Below are 26,620 nucleotides of genomic sequence, written 5' to 3'. Positions count from 1 at the left end.
TCGGGCCCTACACCCGCATCGGCATCAGCACGTAGAGCGCGGTCTCGTCGGCCATGTCGTGGATCAGCGTCGGGGAACCGGCATCCGCCAGCATGAACTTCGCCTCCGTGCCGGTCAGTTGCGCGGCAACGTCGAGCAGGTATTTGGCGTTGAAGCCGATTTCGATCGGATCGGACGAATAGTCGGCCGCCAGTTCCTCGGTGGCACTGCCCGAATCCGGGTTGTTGACCGCAAGCGTGACCTGCCCTTCGGCGATCGAAAGTTTCACCGCCCGGCCGCGTTCGGACGAAATGGTCGAAACGCGATCGACGGCAGCCGCGAAACTCTGACGATCGATAATCAGCTTCTTGTCGTTGCCGGTCGGAATGACGCGCTGGTAGTCCGGGAAAGTGCCGTCGATCAGCTTGGAGGTCAAGATGACGCTGCCGATGGTGAAACGGATCTTGGTGTCCGACAGCTCGGTGGTCACTGCAACATCGGGATCGTCGACCAGCTTTTGCAGCTCGCTGACCGTCTTTCGCGGGATGATGACGCCAGGCATGCCCTCAGAGCCTGCCGGCGCATCGATCTCGGCGCGCGCTAGCCGGTGGCCGTCGGTCGCGACCGAGCGCAGCTTCAGCTTGCCGCCGGCCTCGTGCGTGTGCAGATAGATGCCGTTCAGATAATAGCGCGTCTCCTCGGTCGAGATGGCGAACTGGGTCTTTTCGATGAGGCCCTTTAGTCCAACGGAATCGAGCCGGAAAATATGCGAGAACGACCCGGCTGAAAGTTCGGGAAAGTCGGACTGCGGCAGGCATTGCAGGCGGAAGCTCGAGCGCCCCGACGTCACCGTCATGGCGTTGCCGTCTTCGTCGGTCTTCAGCGCCACCTCCGCGCCGTCGGCAAGCTTGCGCACGATGTCGTAGAGCAGATGCGCCGGGACCGTCGTCGCCCCGCCACGTTCGACCTTTGCCGGCGTTGCTTCGGTCACCTCCAGGTCGAGGTCGGTCGCCTTCATTTCAAGGCTGGCCCCCTCGGCGCTGAGCAGCACGTTCGACAGGATCGGAATGGTGTTGCGCCGCTCGACCACTCGGTGAACATGGTTGAGCGACTTCAGGAGATTTGACCGTTCCAGGATAACACGCATGACGAAACAGGCTCGCTTGAATGAATGAACGGGTCTCCGGCAAGCGGCGCCCCGCGAAAGGTCTGAACAGGCTCAGAATCTGCGTAAACTGACAGGAAAAACCCGGCAAACGCAAGCCCGCGCCACCGGTTCGGGCCGGCTGCGCGGGCTTTCTGGGGATAAAAAGGCCGAAGTCCGCGAGCCGGGGTTTTTCGGGCCGTCAGGCCTGGTCGTTGATCAGCCTTCTCAGCAATTCGAGTTCCTGCGCCAGTGTGTTGTCGGCACCGGAAAGATCCTCGATCTTGCGCACCGCATGCAGCACGGTCGTATGGTCACGGCCGCCGAACCGCCGCCCGATCTCCGGCAGCGAGCGCGGCGTCATCACCTTCGACAGATACATGGCGACTTGCCGTGGCTTGACAATGGTGCGTGTGCGCCGGTTGGACAGAAGTTCGGTCTTCGACACGTTGTAGTGGCGCGCGACGATGCGCTGGATGTCCTCGATACGCACCCGCTTGGGCTCGCCCGAACGATAGATGTGGCCGAGGATCTCGTCGATGCGGTCGATGGTGATCTGCGGTTCGAAGGATTGGCGAAACAAAAGCTGGTTGAAGGCACCTTCGAGCTCGCGCCCGCTGCCGGTCACCGTGCGGGCGACGTGGTTGAGGATCTCTTCGGAAATATCGAGCGACGCATCGTCGAGCTTGGCGGTGGCCAGCCTGAGCTTGAGCATACCGATGCGCATGGCGAAATCCGGGGCTGACATTTCCAACGCGACGCCGCCATTGAGGCGCGAGCGGACGCGTGGCTCCAGCGACTCCAATTCCGACGGCGGCCGGTCGGCAGCGACCACCACTTGCTTGGCGCTGTCGAGCAGCATGTTGATCAAATGGCAGAATTCGTGCTGGATCGACTTGCCCTGCAGGAACTGCATGTCGTCGATGATGAGGAGGTCGATGTCGCGCAGCTGTTCTTTCAGCGTCAGTGCGTTGTTGTCACGGATCGCGGTGGCGAACCGCCACATGAAATACTCAGCCGTCAGATAGACGACCCGCGATTTCGGATTCTGCTTCAGCGATTCTGCGGCGATGGCCTGCAACAGATGCGTTTTGCCCAGCCCGACCGTCGCGTGAAGAAAGAGCGGATTGAAACGCACCGCGCTCGACTGCGATTCCGCGACCGCCTTGGCGGCGGCAAAAGCCACTCGGTTCGATGGTCCTTCGATGAAGGAGGTGAAAGTGTAGCGTGGATCGAGCGGCGAACCGAGCACATTGTGCCGGAACTCGGTCTCTGCCGGCATCCCCGGGCGGGGTGCCGGGACCCGTTCGACCCTGCTGGGGCTCGCCGTGCCGGCAGAGAGCGCGGTTTGCGTCTGCCTGGTCATCTTGCGCGCCGGGGCCACTTCTGGCTCGACGCTGTTGCGGCCCTGGCGTGTGGCGGTACGAACGACGATCTCGATCTTGAGGATCTCCGGATCCTCGTGCTTCCACAACTCGGTGATGAGATCGAGATAGTGGCCGTTGATCCATGAACGCAGGAATGCGGTTGGCACCGAGATGCGAACAATGCCCTTGGAGGATTCAGCGACCTTCATGCGCCCGAACCAGCTCGAATAGACCTCGGTTCCCAGACGCGCCTTTAGCTGGGCCTTGACCCGATCGAACTTCTGTTCAGCTTCATTGGAAGCCGCCATGTCGTTCCTTCCGATTAACGTTCCAGGAAATGGGAGGTCGCCTGTAAGCTCCCTTTCGATGCCGCCGCTCTGCATGATCGAGTTCCTTGTCTCTTGTACCTGTTTTCCGCCGGGGATGCGCCTCCTGCATCCATGTTTCCGGCGACCGTGTCTTCGCTGCGACACCATCGCCGCCGCCGGCTGATGAATCGCCTCCTTGTCGGTCCGGCGCCGAAGAGCCGATCCGCTTTGGTCATGTCAGGGCAACAAAATGCCGTCCGGCGAAAAACCGCCGGCGCACCGTCGACCTGCCATGTACAATTACGCCAGTCCCCTACCGTATCGAAAAGACAAACCAACCCCGTCCGCGGAGTTGAATCCGCGCTGTAAACTCTGCCAATTTGAGCTGGCCGGTTTCAGGCTGGTCAAGGGCCAAGGGCCCGTCCCTTCGATGGACAGACATTACCGAAATCGCTGTGGATAGGGCAAGGCCACCCCTAACGGATTTTTAAGGAATCTGACTAGCAAGGGACGTTTCGAACGCCATGCTGCAACAGTTGATTTTGACAAAGCCATTGTGATTCAAACCCTTTTCCGGCGAATATGAAAAAGGCCACACAACGCGAAATTTTCTGAAATAATTCACTTGACAGCCAATTGTCGCCTATCGGCTGCAGCTGATGTGAACAAGCTGTGGATCACCATCGGTAAGCTTCTGAAAAGAAACGGTAATCTGTGACGCTCGGAAATTTTCGTATTGGCGGTTTCGGAGGCTCCGAATATGAGCGGGCATGTATATGCCGGCAAAGCATTTCGAACTTTGAAATGCTCGCGGAGCGCCGTTTTGCGGGCTTTCTTTTAAGTACTTGCCGGCAAACGAAAAAACCCGGCGCGATTGGCCGGGTTTGAAGAAGCGCAGTTCAGGAATGGATATATTAGGCTGACAGCACCTTGACCCGTTGGGCCAGCCGCGACACCTTGCGCGATGCCGTGTTCTTGTGCACCACGCCCTTGGTCGCGGCGCGCATCAATTCCGGCTCGGCCACCTTGAAGGCAGCCTGTGCGGCCGCCTTGTCGCCAGCCGCGAGCGCCTCTTCGACCTGGCGGATGTAGGTCCGGACGCGGGAGCGGCGGTTCTTGTTGATCGCTGCGCGACGGGCGATCTTGCGCGTTGCCTTTTTGGCCGAGGAGGTATTGGCCATGGTGCCTCTCTTCTGATCTGGTGGGCGCTTGCGGGATACCGCAGGGCGCAAAAAACAAACGGGCAGCCACAGGGCCGCCTCGGTTGGTGCGGCTTATAGTTCAGCTTTTCCGGCGCGTCAACGCTGCAGCGCTTTCTTTTTGACCGGCGCCTTCGTCATCTCATCGGTTCGTGAAATTCGGCTTCCGCTTGCCGGTGAAGGCCGCCATGCCTTCCTTCTGGTCATCCAGCGCAAACAGCGAATGAAACAGCCGGCGCTCGAACCGCAGACCCTCGGTGAGCGTCGTCTCATAGGCGCGGTTGATGGCCTCCTTTGCCATCATCACCGACGGCAAGGAAAAACTAGCAATCTTGGCCGCTGCCTTAAGCGCTTCCTCGATCAACTCGCCGGCTGGCACCACGCGCGAGACCAGGCCGGAACGCTCGGCCTCGGCTGCGTCCATCATCCGCCCCGTCAGGCACATATCCATCGCCTTCGACTTGCCGACGAAGCGGGTCAGGCGCTGCGATCCGCCCATGCCAGGCATGACGCCCAGCGTAATCTCGGGTTGGCCAAACTTGGCGGTGTCGGCGGCGATGATGAAATCGCACATCATCGCCAGTTCGCAGCCGCCGCCCAGCGCATAGCCCGCCACCGCCGCGATGATCGGCTTTCGTGCCCGCGTAAATTCTTCCCAGCCGACGAAGAAATCCTGCAGATAGGCATCCACGTAGGAGATCGACTGCATTTCCTTGATATCGGCACCTGCCGCGAAAGCCTTGTCCGAACCAGTGATGACCATGGCGCCGATGTCTGCATTTGCGCCCATGCTGTTCACCGACGCGACCAGTTCCGCCAGCACTTGTGAATTCAGCGCATTGAGCGCCTGCGGCCGGTTCAACGTAATCAGCCCGACCTTGCCGCGGGTTTCGACGATGATGGTTTCGTAGCCCATGCTTTGCTCCTCCTCCTCGCTTCTGGTTCAAGCCTGACAGGTCCGGCAGTGGAAAGTCGAGCGACCGCTTTGCACGATACGCTCGATGTGGCCGCGACAACCAGGCTTGGAGCAGGCTTCCCCCTCGCGATCGTAAACCGCGAAGGAATGCTGGAAGTAGCCCAGCGATCCATCGGTCTGCATATAATCGCGCAACGACGAGCCGCCGGCGGCGATCGCATCGGCGACGACCGAGCGGATTGCTTCGGCCAGGCTTTCGCTCTGCTCTTTGGCTTTCTTGCCGGCTCTCGCGAGGGTGCCCGCTTCGCGCAGCGGCGACAGGCCGGCCCGCCAAAGCGCTTCCGAGACGTAGATATTGCCTAGCCCGGCGATCAGCCGTTGGTCCAGAAGTGCCGCTTTCAGCGGTGACTTGCGACCTTTCAGCAACGAAGCGAGCAGCGCGCCGTCCAGTGCATTGCCCGTAGGCTCGACGCCTAATCCCGCCAGCATCGGATGCATGTCGGGCTCGCCTTCCGAAAACAGCATAAACCCGAAGCGGCGCGGGTCGTTGAAGATCACGCGAGAGCGGACGCCGGCAGGTGATACGATTTCGAAGACGACGTGATCGTGAGCAGTGTTTTTCGAACGTTCGTAGTGGAACGCGCCGGGCGTTGCGCTCTCGTCGGCCGTTTCGATGCGAAACGACCCCGACATGCCGAGATGGCAGATCAGAACCGGGCCGTTGTCCACGTGCATCGTCAGATATTTGGCACGGCGGCCGAGCGCCGCAATCGTCTTGCCGGTCAGCCGCTCCGAAAATCTCTCGGGGAACGGAAACCGCAAGTCCGGCCGGCGTGCCTCGACACCGACAATGCGGGCACCTTCAAGGGCCGGCTGCAGACCGCGCCTGACTGTCTCGACCTCCGGTAGCTCAGGCATGGCCACCTATCGCGGCATGGAAGGAGGTGCCGTGACGGCCGCGCGCCAGCCCGAGATGTTCGGCCACGGTTTCGCCGATGTCGGCAAATGTTGTCCTCAGTCCGACGTCTGCGCCTTTGAAACCCGGCCGTGTCCCGATAACCGGAATACGCTCGCGCGTGTGGTCGGTGCCGCGCCACGTCGGATCGTTGCCGTGATCGGCGGTCAAAATGAGCAGATCGCCTGGCCTCAGCCGTGCGAATGCCTCGGGCAGGCGCCGGTCGAAAGCTTCGAGTGCGGCGGCATACCCCGCAACGTCGCGCCGATGCCCGAACTCGGTGTCGAAGTCGACAAAGTTCGCGAAGACGAGGTCGCCGTCGCGGGCGTCTTCCATGGCACCAAGCGCTTTGTCGAACATCGCCATGTTGCCGGCAGCCTTGCGGACTTCCGAGATCCCCCGATGGGCGAAAATGTCGCCGATCTTGCCGACCGCGATAACCCGGCTGCCGCGCGCCGTCAGCCGGTCGAGCAGCGTCGGTTCCGGCGGCGGTACGGCATAGTCGCGACGATTATGCGTTCGCTCGAACGTAGCGGCGATTTCACCGATAAACGGCCGTGCGATGACGCGGCCGATATTCAGCGGATCGACGAGCCTGCGCACCACTTTGCAGAACTCGTAAAGCCGTTCCAGGCCGAAATGGACCTCATGCGCGGCGATCTGCAGGACGGAGTCGATCGAGGTGTAGCAGATCGGTTTGCTGGTGCGAATATGGTCTTCGCCGAACCGTTCGATGATCTCGGTGCCCGGAGCATGGCAATTGCCGAGGATGCCGGGCACCTTCCCTTCACGCACCATTGCTTCGGTCAACTCGGCCGGAAAGGCGGGAATCGTGTCCGGGAAGTAACCCCAGTCGAAACGGACCGGCAGGCCGGCTATCTCCCAATGGCCCGATGGCGTGTCCTTGCCGCTCGAAACCTCTTGGGCCGCGCCGTGAAAGGCGGCGGCAAGCGGGGCACTGCCGCCATTCTCGAACCTGAAACCCGTCGCCGTTGCCGCGGCCTGGCCGAGGCCGAGCGCGAGCATGTTTGGTACGAGAAGGGGTCCGTCACGCAGGCCTTCGCGATCGGCGCGGCCTTCCGCGCAGGCCCGCGCGATGTGTGCGAACGTGTTGGAGCCGGTGTCGCCATAGAGTTCGGCATCGGCCGCGCCGCCGATGCCGAAAGAGTCAAGGACAAAAAGGAAGGCGCGTGCCATTGAAAGGTTCATCATTGCCTGTGTGTTGGCTCAGACATAGGGTTCCGCGCCGCCATTGGCAATTCGGAAACCCAAACAGCACGGCTTGGCGTGCTGGTCCGAGAGAGACGAATCGCGGCATGGTCGATCTGCCGATGGAAATGCGCGGCGTGGAGCCGTCCGCAGCGATCTGGACCCCGAAGCCAAGCGCCGGCTCACCGTGTTTCTCACCAATCTCAGATCAACCGCGCCGGACATTTACGATCTTCTGGAGCAGAGACACTCCGGCGGGTTCGCCGTTGCCGGTCCGAGGGACTATGTGCTGGCTGCGGCCATCGTGCGCCTAGTCTCGGCCCGCGGTCGCAAGCATTAGCAACAGCCCGGTTGGCGGGCTTCAGGCGTCAGCAATCGCTACACGGAATGGTCGGGCTCCGGCGCGGCCGCAGATAATAAGTTTCCGCCATCGATATCGAATTGAAGACCGAACTCAACCCGAACCGGCTTTGGCCGTCCGCCGACCAGGTGATGATTGGCTTGTAGGCGAGATCGCTTTCGACCCGAATGAGGAAAGTGCCTTTGATCTTGAGCGCGCTCGGGACCGTTGTGGTGGAATCCTTGACGGCGTCGACGCTAGAGACACCATCGACCACTTTGCGCGACCACACGACCAGGACTTTCGGCGTCGTCTCGTTCGTCACCTGTATCGCCGTGATAATGATCTTCGGTTTCGAGCGGTTGTAGGGCTGAAGCGTGGAACTGCCGATCGCCATGATGGCATCGACATCGGCCGCCTTGATGGTCTGCTGCTGCGTGACGAGGTCCGCTACCATGCTGCCGATGCGGCTGACCTTCTTGCTGGTCTCGATGGCTTGCGAGGCCTCCATTGTCATAAAGTACATGATCAACAGGACAGGCACGATGAGGGCAAACTCGACAGCCGCAATACCGCGGCGGTCCGAGCAAAGCCGGACTACTCTTGTACAAATCCCTGCGATGCCCAGCTGTGCCCCCGCACGAATCATGGCTTTGCCCTTTTCAAGCGACTACGTGGTTCAGTTGTCGAACGGCTCGTTCTGCCAAGTGATCGAAGCAAAATGCAGCGTTTTGCCGTCCTTCAGGTTGGCCATCGATTTGGCCATGAAGTCGGTCATCACCGGCCATTTGTAAAAAACCCGCAGCATGTTTCTCGACTCCGCCAGGCCAGGTGCGACGGTGAAGGTCTGTGTGCTCGTGCCCTTGGTCAGCACGACATCGCCATCCTGGATCTTGAAACCGGCCAGCGCCGCATCGGCGAAGGTCGGATATTCGCGCAAATCCACCAGCAATCCGGGACAGGTGCTGGCAACCATGATCTCCAATTTTGTGCAGATCATGTCCCGCAGCTTGGTCCCGGACACATCGGCCGGTCTTAGTTGGCCGGTACGCAGTTGGCGCGCGATGTCGTCTGTGGCGTTTGCCATCACTTCCTGTGCGGCAAAAGAAATGCAGCTCTCCAGGATGGCGAAGACAAGAAGCGCGAAAGGAATTGCAAGCATGGCGAATTCGATCGCCGTGCTTCCGCGTCGGTCGCCCAAAAACCGTCCGGGAAAACCTGCTCGTCCTGCCTTGCTCATGTTCTCTACACGCCGATGCCGCTTCTGTATCGGTCCCACCCTTAGTCGGAACCGATTGAAGTCCGGTTGGAATGACCGTTAAATTCAACGGGAAGGCCTTAACCCGGCGATAACCGAAGCACGTTCCCGCCAAAGGCGGAGACGTCGGCTAGCTAATGCCCGGCGCTCATTTCGGCTTCAGAGGCCTTCTCGGCATCGCTCTTATACGAGCTTTCGCAATATGGCGCGCAGGACATGGTCTGTACTTCGGAACGCCGATAGATGCGCACCGACGACGCTGCCTGGCGCACGACGGTTATTTGCTCATCGACGATCGGGTTGCCCTCCTGGTCGAGGACGACGAGATTGGTGACACCAAATCCCTTGCCGGTCAGTACGATCGTCGATGCGTCCTGCACGGAGGCGTCGGCGATCGCCGGATTGCCGACGACAATCGTATCGGCGGCGCGCGACAATTTGATAATCTTTGCCTGGTTCATCGTCACCTCGATGCCGGCGCCGGCCTTGGCTGGAACGGCGAAAGCCGCTGCGGCAAAAAGCACGGCAACTGGAAATGATGATCTCGGCCCGGCCATTGAGGCGCTCCCCTGGCAAACTGTTCAACAGAACATGAACGAGATTGGTGAACCAACCGTTAAGCGGCTGGAGTTCAGGATTAAGCCGGAACCGGTATTTGGGCTCAGCCGGCACGGCTGGAACGTCTTTGCCGAATTGCGCCTTTTGCGCCCTTTTGTCACCCCGTGGGCCCAGCGGCGGGTATTTTAGTTCTGGGTTAACCACGCAATGTCGTCGAAGCGGGAAAGGAATCGGTAAGCCTGTTTATTAAGCCGATTGAAACAGCTTCTCCTTAGATTTGCAGCATCCGATCAACCACCAAGAGAAGTTGACGGAAGTGCTGTAACAATTGGAGTAGGAGCTCGAATGTCTAACCTCATCGCACGTTTTGTGAAGGACGAATCCGGCGCGACCGCTATCGAATACGGTCTGATCGCCGCTCTTATCGCACTCGCCATCATGGTCGGCGCCGGCCAGCTCGGCAACTCGCTGAACGCCAAGTTCACCGCCATCTCCACTAAGGTGAACGGTAGCTGACCGTAACAGGTTCGGTTGTTCTCAAATAAGGGCCGCCGCACTGGCGGCCCTTATTTAGTCCCGGCGTGATTTGAAATTTAGGCCTCGTCAATCATTAATCGAATAGGACTAGGCTGGGGGCCAGATGCAATTTGGTCATAGACGCGCTGATGCTTGAAGCCGTGATCTTCGTCGTGTTTCCGTTCTGCATGCTTTTTGCCGCGATCTCGGACATGCTTTCGATGACGATCGCCAATCGCGTGCCGGTGTTGCTTGTGGTTGTCTTCGCCTTGGTTGCACCTTTGACCGGCATGGACTGGGCCACCTATGGCTGGCATTTCGCCGCCGCCGGCCTGGTTCTCGCGGTGACGTTCGGCCTGTTCGCGCTGGGCGGCATGGGCGGCGGCGACGCCAAGCTTCTGGCCGCCACTGCCATGTGGATGGGACTGAACATCCATCTCATCGAGTACCTCGTCGCCTCGACATTCATCGGCGGCCTGCTGACGCTAGCCATCCTCGCCTATCGAAAATCGCCGCTTGCCGCCGTCACAAGCCACAATCCGTTCCTGCGCCATTTCGCCGATGAGGCGACCGGCGTTCCGTACGGCATCGCGCTTGGCATTGGCGGTCTGCTCACCTATTCCGACTCGCCGTTGATGGCCTGGGCACTTACCAGGCTGGCGGGCTGAATTTCGCTTTATGCCGTTGGCGCCGAGCAGGCGAGTTGGCCACGTTTTCCTTCGGGCCGGGCCTGTCGCTCTAATTTATGTAAACGTTAAATTAATCACGATCGTAAGTATAACATTAACCTTGTTTTGACGATTGCCGCTGCAAAGTCCGGCTTGGCTACGTGGTTTGCCAAGGCGAGGTTCGGACAGATGCCAGCATCCCGATTGATTATTCTGAGCGTGGCGATAGCCGCGGCCGGTGGTGCAGGCTATGTCGCGAAGAACATGGTCGTGGCTCCGCCGCCTCCGGTTGTCGATTCCGGTCCTCAGGCGCCGGCGATCGCGCTGCAGGATGTGCTGGTCCTTTCCGGCGACGTTCCGATGGGCAGTCCGCTTGAAAACAACATTTCCTGGGAGTCATGGCCGTCCGCCGGCATCAACGCAAATTTCATCACCCGCGCCGCCGAGCCTGAAGCGCTGGACAAGCTGAAGGGCGCCGTCGCCCGCGTGGCGCTGTACGCCGGCGAGCCGCTGCGGCGCTCGAAGCTGATCGGTGAAGGGCAAAGCTTCATGTCGTCGATCCTGCCCTCCGGCATGCGGGCCGTCGCCACAAGCATCTCGGCGGACACCTCGGCCGGCGGCTTTATTCTTCCCAACGATTTCGTCGACGTCATCATGACCCGCAGAGCCGATCCCGCCAATGGCGGTGGTCCGGGCTTCACGACCGAAACTATCCTGAAGAACATTCGCGTCCTGGCGATCGACCAGACCATTCAGGAGGACGAGGAAGGCAAGAAGACCAGGGTTGGCCAGACCGCCACCCTGGAACTGACGCCGCAGCAGTCCGAGATCATCACCGTCGCACAGCAGATGGCGGATCGCCTGACTCTGGCGCTGCGCTCGATCAAGGACAGTCAGGACAAGAATGTGGGCGAAGCCGACTACCTGGTTTCCGGCAATGGCCGGCGCGGAACGGTGCGGTTGATCAAGTCGGGCGAAGTTTCCGAAGTGGGGGCAAGGAAATGAGTCTAAAAACCAAACTGCCGCTCACGCTGGCTGCGGCGATCGGCCTGTTTCTCCTTGGAACGAATGCATATGGCATCCTCGATGCCAGTGCGGCGAACAATGCCAGGGTCACGGCTTCGACTGCCACCCAGCGGGTCAAGCTCGGGCTCAACAAATCGGTGGTCATCGACCTGCCGAGCGATGCCTATGATATTCTCGTCGCCAACCCCGCTGTAGCCGACGCGGTGACCCGCACCGCCCGGCGTATCTATCTGTTCGGAAAGGCGGTCGGCGAGACCAACATCTTCGTCTTTGGCCCGAATGGCGAGCAGATCGTCAGCCTCGACCTGGCGGTCGAACGTGATGTCGCCGGGCTGGAGGATTATATCAAGCGCTTCATCCCGTCATCGGAGGTCAAGGTCGAGTTGCTGAACGACAACGTCGTTCTGACCGGAACCGTGGACACTCCTCTGGACGCCAAGCGCGCGGCCGATCTGGCAACCATTTTCGTGTCCGGCGGCGAGGCGACCACGGGTCAATATTCGCAGACCGCTGCCGGCGGTTCGGCTGAAGCCGGCGTCGCGATCGATAACCCGGATGCCGAGCGCCGCGTCAGCAAGATCGTCAACCTGCTGCAGATTATCGGCGACGACCAGGTGACGCTGAAGGTGACGGTCGCGGAAGTCAGCCGCTCGGTGATGAAGCAGCTCGGCGTCAACATGGTCGGCAACGGCAGCAGCAACGGCATTAGTTGGGGCGCGGTAAGCGACAATTTCACTGGTTTGGGCAAGTCGCTGTCGAACTCGGGCCTCTCTATCGGCAGCTCGACGCTGCAGGCCTACATCAATGCCATGGAACAGTCCGGCGTCATGAAAACCCTCGCCGAACCAACATTGACGGCCGTATCTGGCGAGAAGGCGACCTTCAAGGTTGGCGGCGAATACAACATGGTGACCAGCGTTTCCCAAGCCGTATCCAACGATAACCAGACCGGTCTGAAGACGTATTCGGTCGAGAAGATCGAATACGGCATTGGCCTGGAATTCCAGCCGGTGGTGCTGTCTCCCGGCCGCATCAGCCTGAAAGTCAGAACCTCGGTCTCCGAGCCGACAACGGAGGGGTCTGTGTCTTTGTCCGAAGGCGTAACAAGCCCGGGCATGAATGCCCTGTCGCTCCGCAAGCGCTTGGCCGACACAACAGTGGAACTGCCTTCGGGCGGCTCGATGATGATTGCCGGCCTTGTCCGCGACGATCTCAGGCAAGCCGTCAACGGCTTGCCTGGTCTGACAAAGATTCCAGTGCTTGGCGCGCTGTTCCGCAGCAGGGATTTCGTCCGCAACGAGACCGAGCTCGTCATCATCATTACGCCCTATCTGGTGAAGCCGGTGGCGCGCAACGATCTTGCCAAGCCGGATGACAATTTCAACGCCGCCAGCGATGGCGCCGGCATTTTCCTTGGCCGCGTCAACCGTGTCTACGGCACCATGCAGACCGACAAGCCCAACGGCCGCTATCACGGCGTTGTCGGCTTCATCTACAAGTAAGCGGGGAAGTGGACATGTCTCAGTCAGTATCGAAGGCAAGGGCGGTCACCGCGATACAGTCCGTCCATTCGCGAATCTGGCGGCCGGCCGTTCCCATCATGGCGATCGCGGTGGCGGCATTGCTGGCCGGCTGCGCCAATCGCGACAGCGTCACGGTGGGTGCCATACCTGACGATTATCGCACCACCCATCCGATCGTCATCGCCGAGAAGATCCAGAAGATCGACCTTCCGGTCGGCGCCGGCGACCGCGGCATGACCAGGTTCCAGCGCGACACGCTCCTGGGCTTTCTGGACGGGTACGACAGGAGCGCAGCTCCGGTACTGACGATCGAGATTCCGAGTGGCTCGGCCAACGAAATCGCAGCGGCCGCGGCCGGCCGCGATTTCGCCAGGCTAGCCATAGCGAGCGGCATCAGCCGGAAGCGGATCGCCATGCGATCCTATCAGTCTGTTTCGGCCGAAGCGTCCGCACCGGTCCGTGTTGCCTACGTCTCGGTTAAGGCTCAGACGGATAGATGCGGGCGCTGGCCCGAAGACCTGCTGCAGACTTCGGAAAACAAGCACTATGCCGATTTCGGCTGTTCGTATCAGAACAACCTGGCTGCCCAGATGGCCAATCCGGCCGATCTGATCGGGCCACGCAAGCCGACGCCGATCGACGCGGAAAATCGCGGCGCGGTGATCGACGTCTATCGTGACAGAGGTATTTCGGACGAATTCCTCGGCAATTCGGAAGTCGAATATTAACGAGTGTTGAGGCTCAACAAACCCTAAGCCGCGCAAGTCACGGAAAGTGATGACAATGAGCAATCTTGCCTATGACACAGAGGTACCGGGCGGCGAAACCTCGGAGCAGGATATTGCCGCGATGCAGGCGTTGCGGCCGATCCCGCGCATTTCGATCCAGGCATTTTGCGAGACCGAAGGCGTAGCCAATCCGGTCGAGCGCGCCGGCGAGGATCGCCGCATGGCCAAGGCACATTTGAAGGTGCATATGGGGGGCATCCCCACCGCCATCGAATTCTATCAGTCTGCGCCGACACCGAACATGATCCTGCTTGAATCGCGCAGCGAGCCGAAGCTGTTGCTGGAACAACTCGCCCAGCTTTCCGAGCATTGTGATCCGACCTCCAAGGTGGTGGTTGTCGGCCACTACAACGATGTCGGCCTGTACCGCGAACTCATCCGTTCGGGCATTTCCGAATATGTCATCGCGCCCGTATCGATGGCCGACATCGTCAGCGTGGTGTCTTCGATCTTCGTCGATCCGGAAGCTGAGCCGATCGGCCGCTCGATTGCCTTCATCGGCGCCAAGGGCGGCGTCGGCTCCTCGACCATTGCCCATAATGTGGCCTGGGCCATGTCGTCCCTTTTCAAATCCGAAGTGGTTATCGCCGATCTCGACCTCGCTTTCGGAACGGCCAATATCAATTTCGACCAGGATCCGGCGCAAGGCATTGCCGAGGCGGTCTTCTCGCCGGAACGCGTCGACGAGGTCTATCTCGACCGGCTGCTCGCCCAATGCGCCGAGCACCTGTCGCTGCTTGCGGCACCTTCGACCCTGGAGCGGGTCTACGATTTCGATCCTGACGCCTTCACCCAGCTTATCGACATAGCCCAGCGTAGCGCGCCGCTCCTCGTGCTCGATGTTCCCCACGTGTGGGCCGGCTGGACCAAGAACACGCTGGTCAAGGCCGACGAGATCGTCATCACGGCGACGCCCGAACTGGCCAATCTGCGAAACACAAAGAACCTGGTCGACATGCTGAAGCGGCTTCGTCCGAACGATCCTGCGCCAAAGCTTGTAATCAACCAGGCCGGTGTGCCGAAACGTCCCGAGATTACGCCGTCCGACTTCTCCGAATCGCTCGGCCTTTCGCCGATGTCGATCATCCCGTTCGAGCCGCTTTTGTTCGGAAATGCTGCCAACAATGGACGTATGCTCGGTGAAATGGATGCCAAGAGTCCGGTCGTCGCCATGATCAACGAGATCGCCCATGTGCTGACAGGGCGCAGCGAAATCAAGGTGAAGAAAAAGGCTGGGCTCGGCAACCTGATCGGCAAGCTTTCGCGCAACAAGAAGTGATGCCTCAGCGGTGGAATTGGTAAGCGATCATGTTTGGTAAAAGAGGCAGCGACGACGGCAACCGGACCATTCCGGAATTCCGTCAGCCAGCACCCGCACCTGCTGCGCCGGCGGCCGCGAACCCTGTGGAAGCTGCTGTCACTGCCAGGCCGGCGGCGCTGCCGCCATCCGGCGCGCCTGCCGCGCCGGCGGTTCGCCGTGCGGTCGAGCCGCCGCCATTGGCCCCGGAGCCGAAAACTATCCAGCGCCAAAAGAGCGAAACCTACTACGACACCAAAAGCCAGGTCTTCGCCGCACTCATCGATACGATCGATCTGTCGCAGCTCGCCAAGCTCGATCCCGAAAGCGCGCGCGAGGAAATCCGCGACATTGTCAACGACATCATCGCGATCAAGAATTTCGCGATGTCCATCGCTGAGCAGGAAGAGCTTCTCGAGGATATCTGCAACGACGTTTTGGGCTACGGGCCGCTGGAGCCACTGCTTGCTCGCGACGATATTGCCGACATCATGGTCAATGGCTCCAAGAACGTCTACATCGAAGTCAACGGCAAGGTCGAGCAGACCGGCATCCGTTTCCGCGACAACCAGCAGCTCCTCAACATCTGCCAGCGTATCGTCAGCCAAGTCGGCCGCCGCGTCGATGAATCAAGCCCGATCTGCGATGCGCGTCTTCCTGATGGCTCCCGTGTCAACGTCATCGCACCGCCCCTGGCTATCGACGGCACCGCACTTACCATCCGCAAGTTCAAGAAGGACAAGCTGACGCTCGACCAGCTGGTCAAGTTCGGCTCGATTTCGCCGCAAGGGGCCGAGATTCTCAAGATCATCGGCCGTGTCCGCTGCAACATTGTCATCTCGGGCGGTACCGGCTCAGGCAAGACGACGCTGCTCAATTGTCTGACCAACTATATCGACCGCGAGGAACGCGTCATCACCTGCGAGGACTCAGCTGAGCTGCAATTGCAGCAGCCACATGTGGTGCGTCTCGAAACCCGTCCGCCCAACCTCGAAGGCGAGGGCGAAGTGACCATGCGCGACCTGGTCAAGAACTGTCTGCGCATGCGCCCCGAACGTATTATCGTCGGCGAAGTGCGCGGACCCGAAGTGTTCGACCTGCTGCAGGCGATGAACACCGGCCATGACGGCTCGATGGGAACGATCCACTCGAACAGCCCGCGCGAATGCCTCAACCGTATAGAGTCGATGATCGCCATGGGCGGCTACACGCTGCCGCAAAAAACCGTGCGCGAAATCGTCGTCGGCTCCGTCGACGTGATCATACAGGCTGCACGCCTGCGCGACGGATCGCGGCGCATCACCCACATCACCGAGGTGATCGGCATGGAGGGTGACGTCATCATCACCCAGGACATCGTTCTCTATAACATCAAGGGCGAGGACGCGAACGGCAGGCTGCTGGGCGAGCACGTGTCGACTGGCATCGGCCGTCCGCATTTCTGGGAGCGCGCCCGCTATTACGGCGAGGAGCAGCGCCTCGCCGTTGCGCTAGAGGCAATGGAGAAACGCGCTGACTGATCCGTCTGGAAGCCTGGGGGCCAGGGTCGATGTTCGGAATTGACGGCACCGCATTGGCATTCGTCGTGCTCGCCGGCTTCAGCGCCGGCGCTGTGGCCTATGCTTTCCTGTTCAACCGGATCAGCACCGAGAAGCAGGTCGGCAAGCGGCTTGAATCGATCAAGACCGCCGAGACGGATCGTTCCGTCGTCAAGGCTTCGCGCGATCGCGTGGCGGAAGCGGCCAAGCGTCGCAAGTCCGTCCAGGATTCGCTGAAGGATCTCGATCAAAAGCAAAAGTCCAATCAGAGCCTGGTCAAGAAACCACCGCTGAAGATCCAAATCCGTCAGGCCGGCATGAAGATCTCGCTTGAGCGCTTCTATGTCTACTCGGCGGTCTGCGGCATCGTCTTGACGGCTCTTGTCTATTTCATCGGCGCACCGTTGCTGGTCTTGCCGGCTGCGCTGCTGGTCGGCGTTTTGGGTCTCCCCCGCTGGTTCGTCTCGTTTCGCCGCGCGCACCGCGTCAAGGCGTTCCTCAACGAATTTCCGAACGCGCTCGATATCATCGTGCGTGCGGTAAAATCCGGCCTGCCGCTGAACGATGCCGTGCGCCTGATCGCCAACGAATCCCCCGAACCGGTCAAGACCGAGTTCCGCCGCATAGTCGATTCGCAGCAAATGGGTTTGTCGATCCCCGACGCGGCCATGCGCATGCCCGAAACGATGCCGTGCACCGAGGCGAGCTTCTTCGGCATCGTCATCCAGATCCAGTCTCAGGCCGGCGGCAATCTTTCCGAAGCGCTGGGCAATCTTTCGCGTGTACTTCGCGACCGCAAGAAAATGAAAGCCAAGGTCCAGGCGTTGTCCATGGAAGCCAAGGCATCCGCCGTGATCATCGGCGCGTTGCCTTTCGTCGTCGCCTTTCTCGTCTATTTGACGAGCCCGAACTACATCATGCCCCTCTTCGTCACCAGCACCGGCCATCTGATCCTCGGTTGTTCCGGCATCTGGATGTCGATGGGCGTCCTGGTAATGCGCAAGATGATGAACTTCGAAGTCTAGGACTCGCGTATGACCGATCACGTCATCAGAACTCTCACCGACCCGTCCCTGCTGATCGCACTGCTGGTCGGCATCGCGGTGTTTGCGACCGTCTTCACGCTGCTGCCCGCCTTTGGCGGGAACCAGCTCAAGGCGCGCATGAAATCCGTAGCGCTGGAGCGCGATGAGCTGCGCGCCAAGCAGCGCGCGCGACTGGCAGTCGAAGCCGACCGCCGCCGCAAGGGCCTGCGCGAAGAACAGTCGGTCGGCATGCGCAATATTGTCGATCGCCTGGATCTCAGGCGTGCGCTGGCGGATGAAGGTACCTTGCAGAAATTGAAAGTGGCGGGTTTTCGCGGGCAAAATCCGCTGACGCGCTTCCTTTTCTTCCGTCTCGTCCTGCCCTTCATAGGCTTTGCATTGGCGGCGATGTATCTGTTCGTGCTCGGAGGATTGCCGGAGCAGCCGATTTTCGTGAAGCTGTTCGTGTGCATCGTGGTTGCCTATGCGGGGTTCTACGCACCGGTGCTCTACGTCAACAACCGCGCTACCAAGCGCAAGCAGTCGATCCAGATGGCGTGGCCGGACGCGCTCGACCTGTTGCTGATATGCGTCGAGTCCGGCATGTCGGTGGAAGCAGCGCTTCGCAAGGTCGCCGATGAGATCGGCGCGCAATCGGTGGCATTGGCGGAAGAATTCATCCTGACCAACGCCGAACTTTCCTATCTCCAGGAGCGCAAGCAGGCCTACGAGAACCTTGCAAGCCGAACCGGCCTGGAATCCGTCAGGTCGGTGTCCCAGGCGTTGGTTCAGGCTGAGCGCTACGGTACGCCCGTGGCGCATGCGTTGCGCGTGCTTGCCAGTGAGAGCCGCGACATGCGCATGAATGCCGCCGAGAAGAAGGCGGCCGCGCTGCCGCCGAAGCTCACCGTGCCGATGATCCTGTTCTTCCTGCCGGTACTGTTCGCCATCATTCTGGGTCCCGCCGGCATCCAGGTGAGCCAGCGCGGCATCTTTGGCGACCAGCCGAAATCCAGCAGCGAGTAGCGCCAGCCGCGTCGCCACAAAGCTGATATGATTCAGAGCCGCGCTGCCGGTGCAGCGCGGCTCTTTGCGTTTGACATGTTGCGGAATTTCGCGCGCCGGTTCGGCGCTCGAGCCAGTCAGTTGGTGGCGGGCTTTGCCTTGTCCTGCTCCTTGAGCTGGCTCCAGGCATTCTGCTGTGCCAGCATCTGGCGAAGGTAAGCGACGTTCGCCTGCGCCTGATCCGGCGACAGCTCTTGCGAGGCGATCTTCTCGGCCTCGTCGAAACGGCCTTGCAGACCGACGACCAGCGCCAGGTTCTGGCGGACGCGGCTGTCGGCATTCGGCTGCTGGGCGGCCGAGCGCATATAGGTTTCGGCCGTGCGCAAATCGCCTTCCAGCACGTACGACATGCCGAGATTGGAAAGGATCGTCGGTTCGTTCGGCCTGAGGTCCAGCGCCTTGCGATAGCCTTGGCGCGCCTCATCCTTTTGGCCGAGCTGGTCGAGAATGGCAGCTTCCGCCGATACCAGTTTCCAATCAGGATATTCGGGGGTCTGCGCGCGGCGCACGGCATCGAGAGCCGGCTCGAACTGTCCGTTGGCGGCAAGCGCCTTGCCATAGGCGGCGAGCACGTCGCGATCCTTCGGCAAGGCGATCGCCAGCTTGCGCATCACCGCAAGCGACTGGTCTGCGTCGCCGTCCATCTGCAGCGCCGCGGCATAGTTTGTCGCGATCCGCTTGTCGGTGGGGTTTTTCGAATAGGACTGGCCGAGCGCCATCGTAGCGTTGTGCAGTTCGCCCGCCGACATTGTTTCCAGCGGCTTGCCGCTTGGACGAGAAATCGAGCCAGTCGTCAATTTGCTGGTTCCGCAGCCGGCGACGCCTGCAGCAAGCACCATCATCAACGCCGTGGTGATCAGCCTATTTGCGCTGGCGTTCATCCTGCGGTTGGTCGGCATCGGCACCAGGGCTCCGTTCATCGCGTGACCATTTGCGTGGCCATCTTCCCTCCCGCAGAAATATTCTGTTAACCCTAACGGAGAGTTAAGAAACGCCGACTCGGAAGCCCGGAGACCAGCGAATGCCTGTCGAACTCGTCGAGAAAGAATTGAGCAATGCGCTGCCGGTTCATCTGGTAGCGAAGGATGCTCTGGCGGCGGCGGGCCTTGCGCCATCCTCGGTCGCCTGGGCCAAGGCCAACGGCTTTTCCGGCGAGGCCGGCAGGACGGTGATCGTGCCTGGCGACAACGGCGCGATTGCCGGAGCCCTGTTCGGCACCGGTGATGGCGAGGGCGCACTGGCCATCGGCGCACTTGCGAGAGCCTTGCCCGAAGGCGACTGGCATTTTGCGTCGGCACCCGCCAAGCCGGAGCTTACGGCACTCGCCGTGGCGCTCGGCGGCTATGTCTTCACCCGCTACGGCAAGAGGCCAGGCAAGACGCTGCGCCTCGCGCTGCCGGCTGGCACCGACGTCGCCCGCATCCGCCGCCTCGCCGATGGCATTTTCCTGGCGCGCGATCTGGTTAACACGCCGACCAGCGATATGGGCCCCGGGCAGTTGGAGAAAGCCGCCCGGACCTTGGCCGCGACGCACAAGGCCGAAATATCGGTGACCAAGGGCGACGATCTTCTTACCGCCAACTTTCCGATGATCCACGCCGTCGGTCGGGCTTCTGCCGACGCGCCTCGCCTGATCGACATGATTTGGGGGCCGAACAATGCCCCCAAGATAACGCTGGTGGGCAAGGGCGTCTGCTTCGATACAGGCGGCCTCGACATCAAGCCGTCCTCGGGCATGCTTTTGATGAAGAAGGACATGGGCGGCGCTGCCAACGTGCTGGGCCTCGCTTCCATGATTATGGCCGCCGGGCTGAAAGTCCGCCTGCGCGTGCTCATTCCCGCTGTCGAGAATTCGATAGCCGGCAACGCCTTCCGGCCAGGCGACGTGCTGGTGAGCCGCAAGGGCATCACCGTCGAAATCGGCAACACCGACGCCGAAGGACGGCTGGTGCTCGCCGATGCCTTGGCCTTGGCCGATGACGAGGAGCCGCAGATGCTGGTCGATATGGCAACGCTGACAGGCGCTGCCCGTGTTGCGCTCGGTCCCGACTTGCCGCCGTTCTATACCGGTGACGAGGCGCTTGCATCCGAGCTGGCGGACGCCTCCGTTGCGGTCGAGGATCCGCTGTGGCGCATGCCGTTGTGGAAGCCCTATGACGCCAAGCTGGCGTCGAAGGTGGCCGACATCAACAACGTCACATCGGACGGTTTCGCCGGCTCGATCACCGCGGCGCTTTTCCTGAAGCGCTTCGTGGAAAAGACCGCCGGCTGGGCGCATTTCGACATCTTCGCCTGGAACCCGTCCGATCGCCCGCACGGCCTTGCCGGTGGCGAGGCGCAAGGCATCAGGGCGCTGGAGCGGGTCATTTCGAACCGCTTCGGCTGATGTCTCGGGCATAGCCGACGAAAGTATTGACTGAAACGGAACCGAAACAATTTTCCGTCATGCTGGCCGGATGTCGATTATCATGCGTCCAAGCCAGGCCTTGCGACTGTGGCAGCAGGTGGTGCTGTCGGAGGTGCGCGACGACGCGCCCGACCTTACCATGCGCCAGACGGCGATCCTGTTCACCATCTATCTCGATCCGCCGCCACACACGGTGCGCGGGCTCGCTGCCCGCCTCAACGTCACCAAGCCGGTGATCACCCGTGCGCTCGATACGATGGGGGCGCTGAAACTGGTGTCGCGCCACCGCGACGAGCTGGACAAGCGAAACGTGCTGGTGAGGCGCACAGTCGAAGGCGCGCTCTTTGTCGAGCGCTTTGGCGATGTTATCATTGCCAGAGCCCAAGAGTTGCCCATTTGACCAAATTGTCCATTTGAACGAGTTGCCGATTTGACCGCCAGGGATGCCCGCCTCCATGCCTTCCGCTCCGATCTCGCCGACGCCAGGCTGAGAGGCGAGATTTCCGCCGACCGTTTCGTCGCCGGCCGGCCGGCTCGCATCACCGCTTCCGTCGCAGACATCCGCAAGGCGCCGCGGCCGGATGCCGGCGTCAACACACAGCTTCTGTTCGGCGACGATATTCTCGTCTTCGAGGACGCCGAAGGCTGGGCCTGGATCCAGGCCGAACGCGACGGTTATGTCGGCTATGTCGCCGACACGGCACTGGGCGCGCGGGACCATGCGCCGACCCATGTCGTTTCGGTGCCGCGCACCTTTCTCTATCCAGGACCCGACTTGCGCTTCCCGGTGAGCGGACAGCTCTCGATGGGATCGTTGGTGACGGTGACGGGCTCAGCCGAAACGCGCGGCACGCATTATGCGCTGTTGCCGTCCGGCCAGGCGGTCATCTCGGGTCATCTCAGGCCTGTCGCCGAGGCAGCCGCCGACTACGTTGCTGTTGCCGAGAGCTTTCTCGGCACGCCCTATTTGTGGGGCGGCGCCTCGGGCTTCGGCATCGACTGTTCCGGCCTGGTGCAGCTTGCGATGCACATGGCTGGCAGGCAAGTGCTGCGCGACACCGACATGCAGGCGGCGACCATCGGCGAGCCGCTCGACCCCGGGCCGGATTTTGCCGGGTTGCGGCGCGGCGACCTGGTCTTCTGGAAAGGTCACGTCGCTGTTATGACCGACGCAGAGGCGATGATCCACGCCAACGGGCACACCATGCTGGTATCGCGTGAGGGGTTGAAGGAAGCGATCGCCCGTATCGGCTATCTCTATGGCGGCCCGACCGGGTTTCGCCGGCCGTAACGCGAATCGATCACCTTTTGTTCCGATTCTGCTTGGCGATTGCGCGTCGCCGCGCTACCTCTGGCGCGTGACAGAGCAGCCGCGCCTTGCCGAACAGAATGCCGCCGTCGTCCTGCCCGAGCCATTTGTCAAATGGTTTGCGGAAAAGGGCTGGTCGCCGCGCGCCCACCAGATCGATTTGCTGGCCAAAGCCCGGGGCGGCCAGTCGGCATTGCTGATCGCGCCGACCGGCGCCGGCAAGACGCTGGCCGGGTTCTTGCCATCGCTGACCGAACTGGCTGGCCGACCGAGGAGAAGGCCGGGGCAGGCGCATCGAGGCATCCACACACTCTACATCTCGCCGCTGAAGGCGCTGGCCGTCGACATCGAGCGCAATCTCGGCAAACCCGTCGCAGAAATCGGGCTGCCCGTCACCGTCGAGACGCGCACTGGCGACACGCCCGCACACAAGCGCCAGCGGCAGAAGCTGGCGCCGCCCGACATTCTCCTGACCACGCCCGAGCAATTGGCGCTGCTGATTGCCGCGCCCGATGCCAGGCGCTTCTTCGAGGACCTGCGCTATGTCGTGCTCGACGAATTGCATTCGCTGGTGACCTCGAAGCGCGGGCATCTCCTGTCGCTCGGGCTGGCCCGGCTGCGCTCGTTTGTGCCCGCCCTGCAGACGATAGGCCTGTCGGCGACGGTCGCCGAGCCCGACGAATTGCGGCGCTGGCTGGTCAACCAGAATCCACCGGGGCCGATGGCCGAACTGATCGTCGTCACTGGCGGCGCCAAGCCCGAGATCTCCATTCTCGATTCGGAGGAGCGCGTGCCGTGGGCGGGACATTCGGCCCGCTACGCAACGCCGGAGATCTACGACGAGATCAAGCGCCACAAGACAACCCTGCTGTTCGTCAACACGCGCAGCCAGGCGGAACTGCTGTTCCAGGAGTTGTGGCGGGTCAACGAGGACACCCTGCCGATCGCGCTGCATCACGGCTCGCTCGATGTTGCCCAGCGCCGGCGCGTGGAGAAAGCGATGGGCGAAAACGCCCTGCGCGCCATCGTCGCCACATCGACGCTCGACCTCGGCATCGACTGGGGCGACGTCGACCTGGTCGTCCATGTCGGCGCGCCGAAAGGTGCCAGCCGGCTGGCACAGCGCATCGGCCGCGCCAACCACCGTATGGACGAGCCGTCGAAGGCGATCCTGATCCCGGCCAACCGCTTCGAGGTGCTGGAATGCAGGGCGGCGCTCGACGCCAATTATCTCGGCGCCCAGGACACCCCGCCGTTGGTCAATGGCGGTCTCGACGTGTTGGCGCAGCACGTACTGGGCTGTGCCTGCGGTGCGCCGTTCCATGCCGATGCGCTGTTCGAGGAAGTGCGGACGGCTGCACCCTATGCCGATCTCGATCGGCCGACATTCGATCGCGTCGTCGATTTCGTCGCCACCGGCGGCTATGCGCTGAAGAACTACGAACGCTACGCCCGTATTCGTCTCAACAGGGACGGGCTGTGGCGGGTCTCAAATCCTCGCGTCGCCCAGCAATACCGGCTCAATGTCGGCACCATCATCGAAGTGCCGGCGCTCAACGTCCGCTACGTGCAGGCCGGCAGCAGAGGCGCGGCCTCGCGTGGCGGCCGGGTTCTGGGCAAGATCGAGGAGGCCTTCCTCGAGACGCTGACGCACGGCGATACCTTCATGTTCGCCGGCAAGGTGCTGCGCTTCGAAGGCATCCGCGAGAATGAGTGCTTCGTCTCGAACGCACCCGGCAGCGACGCCAAGGTACCTTACTATGGCGGTGGCAAATTCCCGCTTTCGACGTACCTAGCCGAACAGGTCCGCGCCATGCTGGACGACCCGCAGCGCTGGAAGAAGCTGCCGGAGCAGGTCGCCGACTGGCTGCGTTTCCAGGCCGACAAGTCGGTGCTGCCGAAACGCGACGATCTGCTGATCGAGACCTTTCCGCGCGGCAACCGCTACTACCTGGTGGCCTATCCGTTCGAGGGCAGGCTGGCGCACCAGACGCTCGGCATGCTGCTCACCCGCCGCCTCGACAGGGCGGGAGCCAAGCCGCTCGGCTTCGTCGCCACCGACTATGCGCTTGCCATTTGGTCGCTGGCCGATATGGGCCACATGTTCAGGGCGAAGAAACCGTCGCTGGCTGCGCTCTTCGATCAGGACATGCTGGGCGACGACCTCGAAGCCTGGCTCGCCGGCAGCTGGCTGTTGAAGCGCACCTTTCGCAATTGCGCGCTGATCTCGGGATTGATCGAGAAACGCCACCCGGGCCAGGAGAAGAGCGGCCGCCAGGTAACCGTGTCGACGGATCTCATCTACGACGTACTGCGCAGCCACGAGCCCGACCATATCCTTTTGCAGGCGACGCGTGCCGATGCCGCGACCGGTCTGCTGGATGTCAGCAGACTTGCCGAGATGCTCTCGCGCGTCCAGGGTCGAATCATGCATAAGAACCTCGAGCAGATCTCGCCGCTCGCCGTGCCGATCATGCTCGAGATTGGCAAGATGCCGGTGCACGGCGAGGCCGATGACACGCTGCTGATGGATGCAGCCACGCTGGTCGAGGAGGCCATGGGGACGAAATGACTGTCGCGCTGGCCATGGCTGCGCCTCTAGCGGATGCGGGCGCTGTCCGTATCGCCGGCGAACGCGCGATCTGCGACCGTCGCGGCGTGCTCTATTTTCCCGAATTCCGGCTTCTGGCCGTGTCCGATCTGCATCTGGAAAAAGGCTCCTCACTGGCCAGGCGCGGCACGCTGGTCCCACCTTACGACACCGGCGCGACGTTGCTCCGGCTGCAGGCGGTGATCGCCGATTATCAGCCTGCGATCGTCATCAGCCTGGGCGACAGTTTTCATGATGGCGGCGGCGCAGCGCGTATGCACGCGAGCTTTCGCGAAAGGCTGGAAGGGCTGATGGTCGGGCGCGACTGGTTCTGGGTCGCCGGGAACCATGATCCTGAAGCACCGGCCGACCTGCCCGGCGAGACCGTGCGCGAGCTGGCCATAGGCTCGCTACTCTTCCGGCACGAGCCTTCGGCGGTGAGAGTGGAAGGCGAGATATCAGGCCATCTGCATCCGTGCGCCCGCATCGTGCAGCAAGGCCGTTCGGTGCGGCGTCGTTGCTTTGCCGGCGATGGCGGCCGCATGATCATGCCGGCTTTCGGCGCCTATACCGGCTCGCTCAACGTGCTCGATCGCGCCTATCTGGGACTGTTCAAGCGCGAAACGCTGATGGCCTATATGCTTGGCAAGGAACGCATCTTCGCGATTTCCCACGCGATGCTCAGGCCGGGCTGAACCTACCTGCCGTAGTACAACGTGACCGTGTGTTTCGCCTCGGCGAAGAACAGCCAGCGCTCGACCAGCATTCCGGCGAGTTGGGCGATTGCGGCGAGCATCGACGAAGCCGCCGCATAGGGCCACGGCAAGGCGAATGCAGCGACCAACAGCAACGCCGGCAAAGCAAAGGCCAGCACCTGCGTGATCTGGCGTAGCCGCACGCTGTGCTTGCGCGCGATGCGGAAACCCATCTCCTTGAGCAGGTAGTTTTCCTCGGTATGCGGCCATTCCATCGACCGCACAGTGCCGCCGGCGAGCCCCGTTGCGGTGTTGGCATTGGTCGGGGTCTCCAGCCTGTCATTGTATCGCCAGGTCGCCAGCTTCAAGCCCCAGCCAAGCGCGGTCAGCAACGGGGCAGCCGCCAGAAGCGTATTCGAACCGACGGCAAAACCCTGCAGCAGCGCATTGAGCAGCACGCAGCCGGTCATTGCCGAAAAGATCAGATAGCCGGGCAGGGTGAAGCGGCTGTGCCACTGGGCAATCGGCTTCAACGACGCGTAGATCATGCCGGTGGTGCAGACGGTGACCACCGCGCCGATGGCAGCGAGCAGCCCGGCGACAGCCACCCAGCCGCTCGTACGGCCGAGGACCACCCAGCCAATACCGAACAGTCCCGCCGGCACGAAGGTGACGACCGACGCAACGCCTTCGCGCGACAGCCATGAGCTTCGCCATTGCGAGAAGGCACGCCAGGCGCGTTCGGGCCGACCGAGATGGCCGGCCGACGACAGCAGGCCGGCCGAGATCAGGCCAAGCGCCAGTCCCATGCCGGTGAGGCCGAGCCAGAAATCGGGCGGGATAAAGCCCTGTCCGGCCAGCACGCCAAGCAGCGCGAGCAGGCCGTAACCGGCGCCCGTGGCGGTGGTGAAAAAGACGACGGAGAATGCTGGATGCATGA

General features: G+C 61.6%; 25 protein-coding genes and 1 pseudogene. 15 read left to right on the top strand and 11 right to left on the bottom strand.

Translation table 11 applies throughout. From position 1 onward, the window contains the following. Window positions 1–7: 7 nt before the first annotated feature. From dnaN to NKH13_RS22055, 6 genes are all read right to left on the bottom strand, one after another. Entirely contained in the window at window positions 8–1,126 is a 1,119-nt protein-coding gene (gene dnaN / locus NKH13_RS22080; RefSeq protein ID WP_023676920.1) for a DNA polymerase III subunit beta, read from the bottom strand. A 199-nt stretch (window positions 1,127–1,325) separates the two neighbouring features. Next, window positions 1,326–2,873 carry a chromosomal replication initiator protein DnaA gene (dnaA, locus tag NKH13_RS22075; RefSeq protein WP_376702025.1) on the bottom strand — a complete coding sequence of 516 codons (1,548 nt, stop codon included), beginning with the start codon at window positions 2,871–2,873 and terminating at the stop codon, window positions 1,326–1,328. Window positions 2,874–3,712: 839 nt separating this feature from the next. Then, window positions 3,713–3,979, bottom strand: coding sequence for a 30S ribosomal protein S20 (gene rpsT, locus NKH13_RS22070; RefSeq protein WP_023676922.1), 267 nt, complete (start codon window positions 3,977–3,979; stop codon window positions 3,713–3,715). 160 nt (window positions 3,980–4,139) lie between these two features. After that, complete coding sequence (locus NKH13_RS22065) at window positions 4,140–4,913, bottom strand: enoyl-CoA hydratase (RefSeq protein ID WP_352914324.1); 774 nt, start codon at window positions 4,911–4,913, stop codon at window positions 4,140–4,142. A gap of 27 nt (window positions 4,914–4,940) precedes the next feature. Further along, the gene (gene mutM / locus NKH13_RS22060; protein WP_352914322.1) at window positions 4,941–5,831 is read right to left on the bottom strand and encodes a bifunctional DNA-formamidopyrimidine glycosylase/DNA-(apurinic or apyrimidinic site) lyase; all 891 of its coding nucleotides are present in this window, start codon (window positions 5,829–5,831) and stop codon (window positions 4,941–4,943) included. Further along, a complete protein-coding gene (locus NKH13_RS22055) occupies window positions 5,824–7,065 on the bottom strand; it encodes a phosphopentomutase (RefSeq protein WP_352914320.1) in 1,242 nt (413 codons plus the stop codon). Before NKH13_RS22055 ends, mutM begins: the two co-directional genes overlap by 8 nt. A gap of 154 nt (window positions 7,066–7,219) precedes the next feature. Here NKH13_RS22055 and NKH13_RS35675 point away from each other — a divergent pair. Continuing rightward, window positions 7,220–7,494, top strand: a pseudogene (locus NKH13_RS35675) (phosphate/phosphite/phosphonate ABC transporter substrate-binding protein); the annotation flags it as partial. Here the strand turns inward: NKH13_RS35675 and NKH13_RS22050 are convergent. From NKH13_RS22050 to NKH13_RS22040, 3 genes are all read right to left on the bottom strand, one after another. Next, window positions 7,446–8,066 (bottom strand): TadE/TadG family type IV pilus assembly protein, encoded by a 621-nt coding sequence (locus tag NKH13_RS22050; RefSeq protein ID WP_352914318.1) that lies wholly within the window; start codon window positions 8,064–8,066, stop codon window positions 7,446–7,448. The pseudogene NKH13_RS35675 and the gene NKH13_RS22050 overlap by 49 nt on opposite strands. A gap of 30 nt (window positions 8,067–8,096) precedes the next feature. Further along, window positions 8,097–8,657 (bottom strand): TadE/TadG family type IV pilus assembly protein, encoded by a 561-nt coding sequence (locus NKH13_RS22045; RefSeq protein ID WP_352464859.1) that lies wholly within the window; start codon window positions 8,655–8,657, stop codon window positions 8,097–8,099. A 152-nt stretch (window positions 8,658–8,809) separates the two neighbouring features. Beyond that, on the bottom strand, window positions 8,810–9,232 hold the full coding sequence (locus NKH13_RS22040) for a pilus assembly protein N-terminal domain-containing protein (RefSeq protein ID WP_352715763.1): 423 nt from the start codon (window positions 9,230–9,232) through the stop codon (window positions 8,810–8,812). Window positions 9,233–9,578: 346 nt separating this feature from the next. Between NKH13_RS22040 and NKH13_RS22035 the strand changes: the two genes are divergently transcribed. The 9 genes from NKH13_RS22035 to NKH13_RS21995 all read left to right on the top strand — a co-directional run bounded on the left by NKH13_RS22035 (window position 9,579) and on the right by NKH13_RS21995 (window position 18,640). Continuing rightward, window positions 9,579–9,749 (top strand): Flp family type IVb pilin, encoded by a 171-nt coding sequence (locus NKH13_RS22035; RefSeq protein ID WP_023676929.1) that lies wholly within the window; start codon window positions 9,579–9,581, stop codon window positions 9,747–9,749. A gap of 149 nt (window positions 9,750–9,898) precedes the next feature. After that, complete coding sequence (locus NKH13_RS22030) at window positions 9,899–10,417, top strand: A24 family peptidase (RefSeq protein ID WP_023676930.1); 519 nt, start codon at window positions 9,899–9,901, stop codon at window positions 10,415–10,417. Window positions 10,418–10,606: 189 nt separating this feature from the next. Next, window positions 10,607–11,422 (top strand): Flp pilus assembly protein CpaB, encoded by an 816-nt coding sequence (cpaB, locus tag NKH13_RS22025; RefSeq protein ID WP_023676931.1) that lies wholly within the window; start codon window positions 10,607–10,609, stop codon window positions 11,420–11,422. After that, window positions 11,419–12,945: a type II and III secretion system protein family protein gene (locus tag NKH13_RS22020; protein WP_352715760.1), complete on the top strand. Its 1,527-nt coding sequence runs from the start codon at window positions 11,419–11,421 to the stop codon at window positions 12,943–12,945. Before cpaB ends, NKH13_RS22020 begins: the two co-directional genes overlap by 4 nt. 14 nt (window positions 12,946–12,959) lie before the next feature. Further along, a complete protein-coding gene (locus NKH13_RS22015; RefSeq protein WP_352914314.1) occupies window positions 12,960–13,694 on the top strand; it encodes a CpaD family pilus assembly protein in 735 nt (244 codons plus the stop codon). A gap of 55 nt (window positions 13,695–13,749) precedes the next feature. After that, window positions 13,750–15,033: a CpaE/TadZ family protein gene (locus NKH13_RS22010; RefSeq protein WP_352914311.1), complete on the top strand. Its 1,284-nt coding sequence runs from the start codon at window positions 13,750–13,752 to the stop codon at window positions 15,031–15,033. 29 nt (window positions 15,034–15,062) lie between these two features. Continuing rightward, entirely contained in the window at window positions 15,063–16,571 is a 1,509-nt protein-coding gene (locus NKH13_RS22005; RefSeq protein ID WP_352715754.1) for a TadA family conjugal transfer-associated ATPase, read from the top strand. Between the two features lie 29 nt (window positions 16,572–16,600). Further along, window positions 16,601–17,614: a type II secretion system F family protein gene (locus NKH13_RS22000; protein WP_352715752.1), complete on the top strand. Its 1,014-nt coding sequence runs from the start codon at window positions 16,601–16,603 to the stop codon at window positions 17,612–17,614. A 9-nt stretch (window positions 17,615–17,623) separates the two neighbouring features. Continuing rightward, window positions 17,624–18,640, top strand: coding sequence for a type II secretion system F family protein (locus NKH13_RS21995; RefSeq protein ID WP_352715749.1), 1,017 nt, complete (start codon window positions 17,624–17,626; stop codon window positions 18,638–18,640). Window positions 18,641–18,756: 116 nt separating this feature from the next. On the opposite strand, the gene NKH13_RS21990 is transcribed toward NKH13_RS21995, so the two are convergent. Next, window positions 18,757–19,578 carry a tetratricopeptide repeat protein gene (locus NKH13_RS21990; RefSeq protein ID WP_352715853.1) on the bottom strand — a complete coding sequence of 274 codons (822 nt, stop codon included), beginning with the start codon at window positions 19,576–19,578 and terminating at the stop codon, window positions 18,757–18,759. A gap of 122 nt (window positions 19,579–19,700) precedes the next feature. Between NKH13_RS21990 and NKH13_RS21985 the strand changes: the two genes are divergently transcribed. From NKH13_RS21985 to pdeM, 5 genes are all read left to right on the top strand, one after another. Next, entirely contained in the window at window positions 19,701–21,065 is a 1,365-nt protein-coding gene (locus tag NKH13_RS21985; protein WP_352715746.1) for a leucyl aminopeptidase family protein, read from the top strand. A 70-nt stretch (window positions 21,066–21,135) separates the two neighbouring features. Beyond that, complete coding sequence (locus NKH13_RS21980) at window positions 21,136–21,486, top strand: MarR family winged helix-turn-helix transcriptional regulator (RefSeq protein WP_023676939.1); 351 nt, start codon at window positions 21,136–21,138, stop codon at window positions 21,484–21,486. 30 nt (window positions 21,487–21,516) lie between these two features. Then, the gene (locus tag NKH13_RS21975; protein ID WP_352715744.1) at window positions 21,517–22,377 is read left to right on the top strand and encodes a C40 family peptidase; all 861 of its coding nucleotides are present in this window, start codon (window positions 21,517–21,519) and stop codon (window positions 22,375–22,377) included. 67 nt (window positions 22,378–22,444) lie between these two features. Beyond that, window positions 22,445–24,967, top strand: coding sequence for a ligase-associated DNA damage response DEXH box helicase (locus tag NKH13_RS21970; protein WP_352914307.1), 2,523 nt, complete (start codon window positions 22,445–22,447; stop codon window positions 24,965–24,967). Continuing rightward, window positions 24,964–25,680, top strand: coding sequence for a ligase-associated DNA damage response endonuclease PdeM (gene pdeM, locus NKH13_RS21965; RefSeq protein WP_352715740.1), 717 nt, complete (start codon window positions 24,964–24,966; stop codon window positions 25,678–25,680). Before NKH13_RS21970 ends, pdeM begins: the two co-directional genes overlap by 4 nt. 2 nt (window positions 25,681–25,682) lie before the next feature. Here pdeM and NKH13_RS21960 read toward each other — a convergent pair whose 3' ends face one another. Further along, entirely contained in the window at window positions 25,683–26,618 is a 936-nt protein-coding gene (locus NKH13_RS21960; RefSeq protein ID WP_352914305.1) for a dimethyl sulfoxide reductase anchor subunit family protein, read from the bottom strand. Window positions 26,619–26,620 lie beyond the last annotated feature (2 nt).

It is taken from the genome of Mesorhizobium sp. M1348 (assembly GCF_040317925.1).
Taxonomy (GTDB): Bacteria; Pseudomonadota; Alphaproteobacteria; order Rhizobiales; family Rhizobiaceae; genus Mesorhizobium.
Note: the sequence above shows the minus strand (reverse complement) of the source record. Positions and strands in the feature narration are given on the sequence as shown.

What these genes read in the sequence shown, in the direction of transcription:
- dnaN (WP_023676920.1), bottom strand. Translation starts at nt 1,126, where the DNA reads ATGCGTGTTATCCTGGAACGGTCAAATCTCCTGAAGTCGCTCAACCAT.
- dnaA (WP_376702025.1), bottom strand. Translation starts at nt 2,873, where the DNA reads ATGCAGAGCGGCGGCATCGAAAGGGAGCTTACAGGCGACCTCCCATTT.
- rpsT (WP_023676922.1), bottom strand. Translation starts at nt 3,979, where the DNA reads ATGGCCAATACCTCCTCGGCCAAAAAGGCAACGCGCAAGATCGCCCGT.
- NKH13_RS22065 (WP_352914324.1), bottom strand. Translation starts at nt 4,913, where the DNA reads ATGGGCTACGAAACCATCATCGTCGAAACCCGCGGCAAGGTCGGGCTG.
- mutM (WP_352914322.1), bottom strand. Translation starts at nt 5,831, where the DNA reads ATGCCTGAGCTACCGGAGGTCGAGACAGTCAGGCGCGGTCTGCAGCCG.
- NKH13_RS22055 (WP_352914320.1), bottom strand. Translation starts at nt 7,065, where the DNA reads ATGGCACGCGCCTTCCTTTTTGTCCTTGACTCTTTCGGCATCGGCGGC.
- NKH13_RS22050 (WP_352914318.1), bottom strand. Translation starts at nt 8,066, where the DNA reads ATGATTCGTGCGGGGGCACAGCTGGGCATCGCAGGGATTTGTACAAGA.
- NKH13_RS22045 (WP_352464859.1), bottom strand. Translation starts at nt 8,657, where the DNA reads ATGAGCAAGGCAGGACGAGCAGGTTTTCCCGGACGGTTTTTGGGCGAC.
- NKH13_RS22040 (WP_352715763.1), bottom strand. Translation starts at nt 9,232, where the DNA reads ATGGCCGGGCCGAGATCATCATTTCCAGTTGCCGTGCTTTTTGCCGCA.
- NKH13_RS22035 (WP_023676929.1), top strand. Translation starts at nt 9,579, where the DNA reads ATGTCTAACCTCATCGCACGTTTTGTGAAGGACGAATCCGGCGCGACC.
- NKH13_RS22030 (WP_023676930.1), top strand. Translation starts at nt 9,899, where the DNA reads ATGCTTGAAGCCGTGATCTTCGTCGTGTTTCCGTTCTGCATGCTTTTT.
- cpaB (WP_023676931.1), top strand. Translation starts at nt 10,607, where the DNA reads ATGCCAGCATCCCGATTGATTATTCTGAGCGTGGCGATAGCCGCGGCC.
- NKH13_RS22020 (WP_352715760.1), top strand. Translation starts at nt 11,419, where the DNA reads ATGAGTCTAAAAACCAAACTGCCGCTCACGCTGGCTGCGGCGATCGGC.
- NKH13_RS22015 (WP_352914314.1), top strand. Translation starts at nt 12,960, where the DNA reads ATGTCTCAGTCAGTATCGAAGGCAAGGGCGGTCACCGCGATACAGTCC.
- NKH13_RS22010 (WP_352914311.1), top strand. Translation starts at nt 13,750, where the DNA reads ATGAGCAATCTTGCCTATGACACAGAGGTACCGGGCGGCGAAACCTCG.
- NKH13_RS22005 (WP_352715754.1), top strand. Translation starts at nt 15,063, where the DNA reads ATGTTTGGTAAAAGAGGCAGCGACGACGGCAACCGGACCATTCCGGAA.
- NKH13_RS22000 (WP_352715752.1), top strand. Translation starts at nt 16,601, where the DNA reads ATGTTCGGAATTGACGGCACCGCATTGGCATTCGTCGTGCTCGCCGGC.
- NKH13_RS21995 (WP_352715749.1), top strand. Translation starts at nt 17,624, where the DNA reads ATGACCGATCACGTCATCAGAACTCTCACCGACCCGTCCCTGCTGATC.
- NKH13_RS21990 (WP_352715853.1), bottom strand. Translation starts at nt 19,578, where the DNA reads ATGCCGACCAACCGCAGGATGAACGCCAGCGCAAATAGGCTGATCACC.
- NKH13_RS21985 (WP_352715746.1), top strand. Translation starts at nt 19,701, where the DNA reads ATGCCTGTCGAACTCGTCGAGAAAGAATTGAGCAATGCGCTGCCGGTT.
- NKH13_RS21980 (WP_023676939.1), top strand. Translation starts at nt 21,136, where the DNA reads ATGTCGATTATCATGCGTCCAAGCCAGGCCTTGCGACTGTGGCAGCAG.
- pdeM (WP_352715740.1), top strand. Translation starts at nt 24,964, where the DNA reads ATGACTGTCGCGCTGGCCATGGCTGCGCCTCTAGCGGATGCGGGCGCT.
- NKH13_RS21960 (WP_352914305.1), bottom strand. Translation starts at nt 26,618, where the DNA reads ATGCATCCAGCATTCTCCGTCGTCTTTTTCACCACCGCCACGGGCGCC.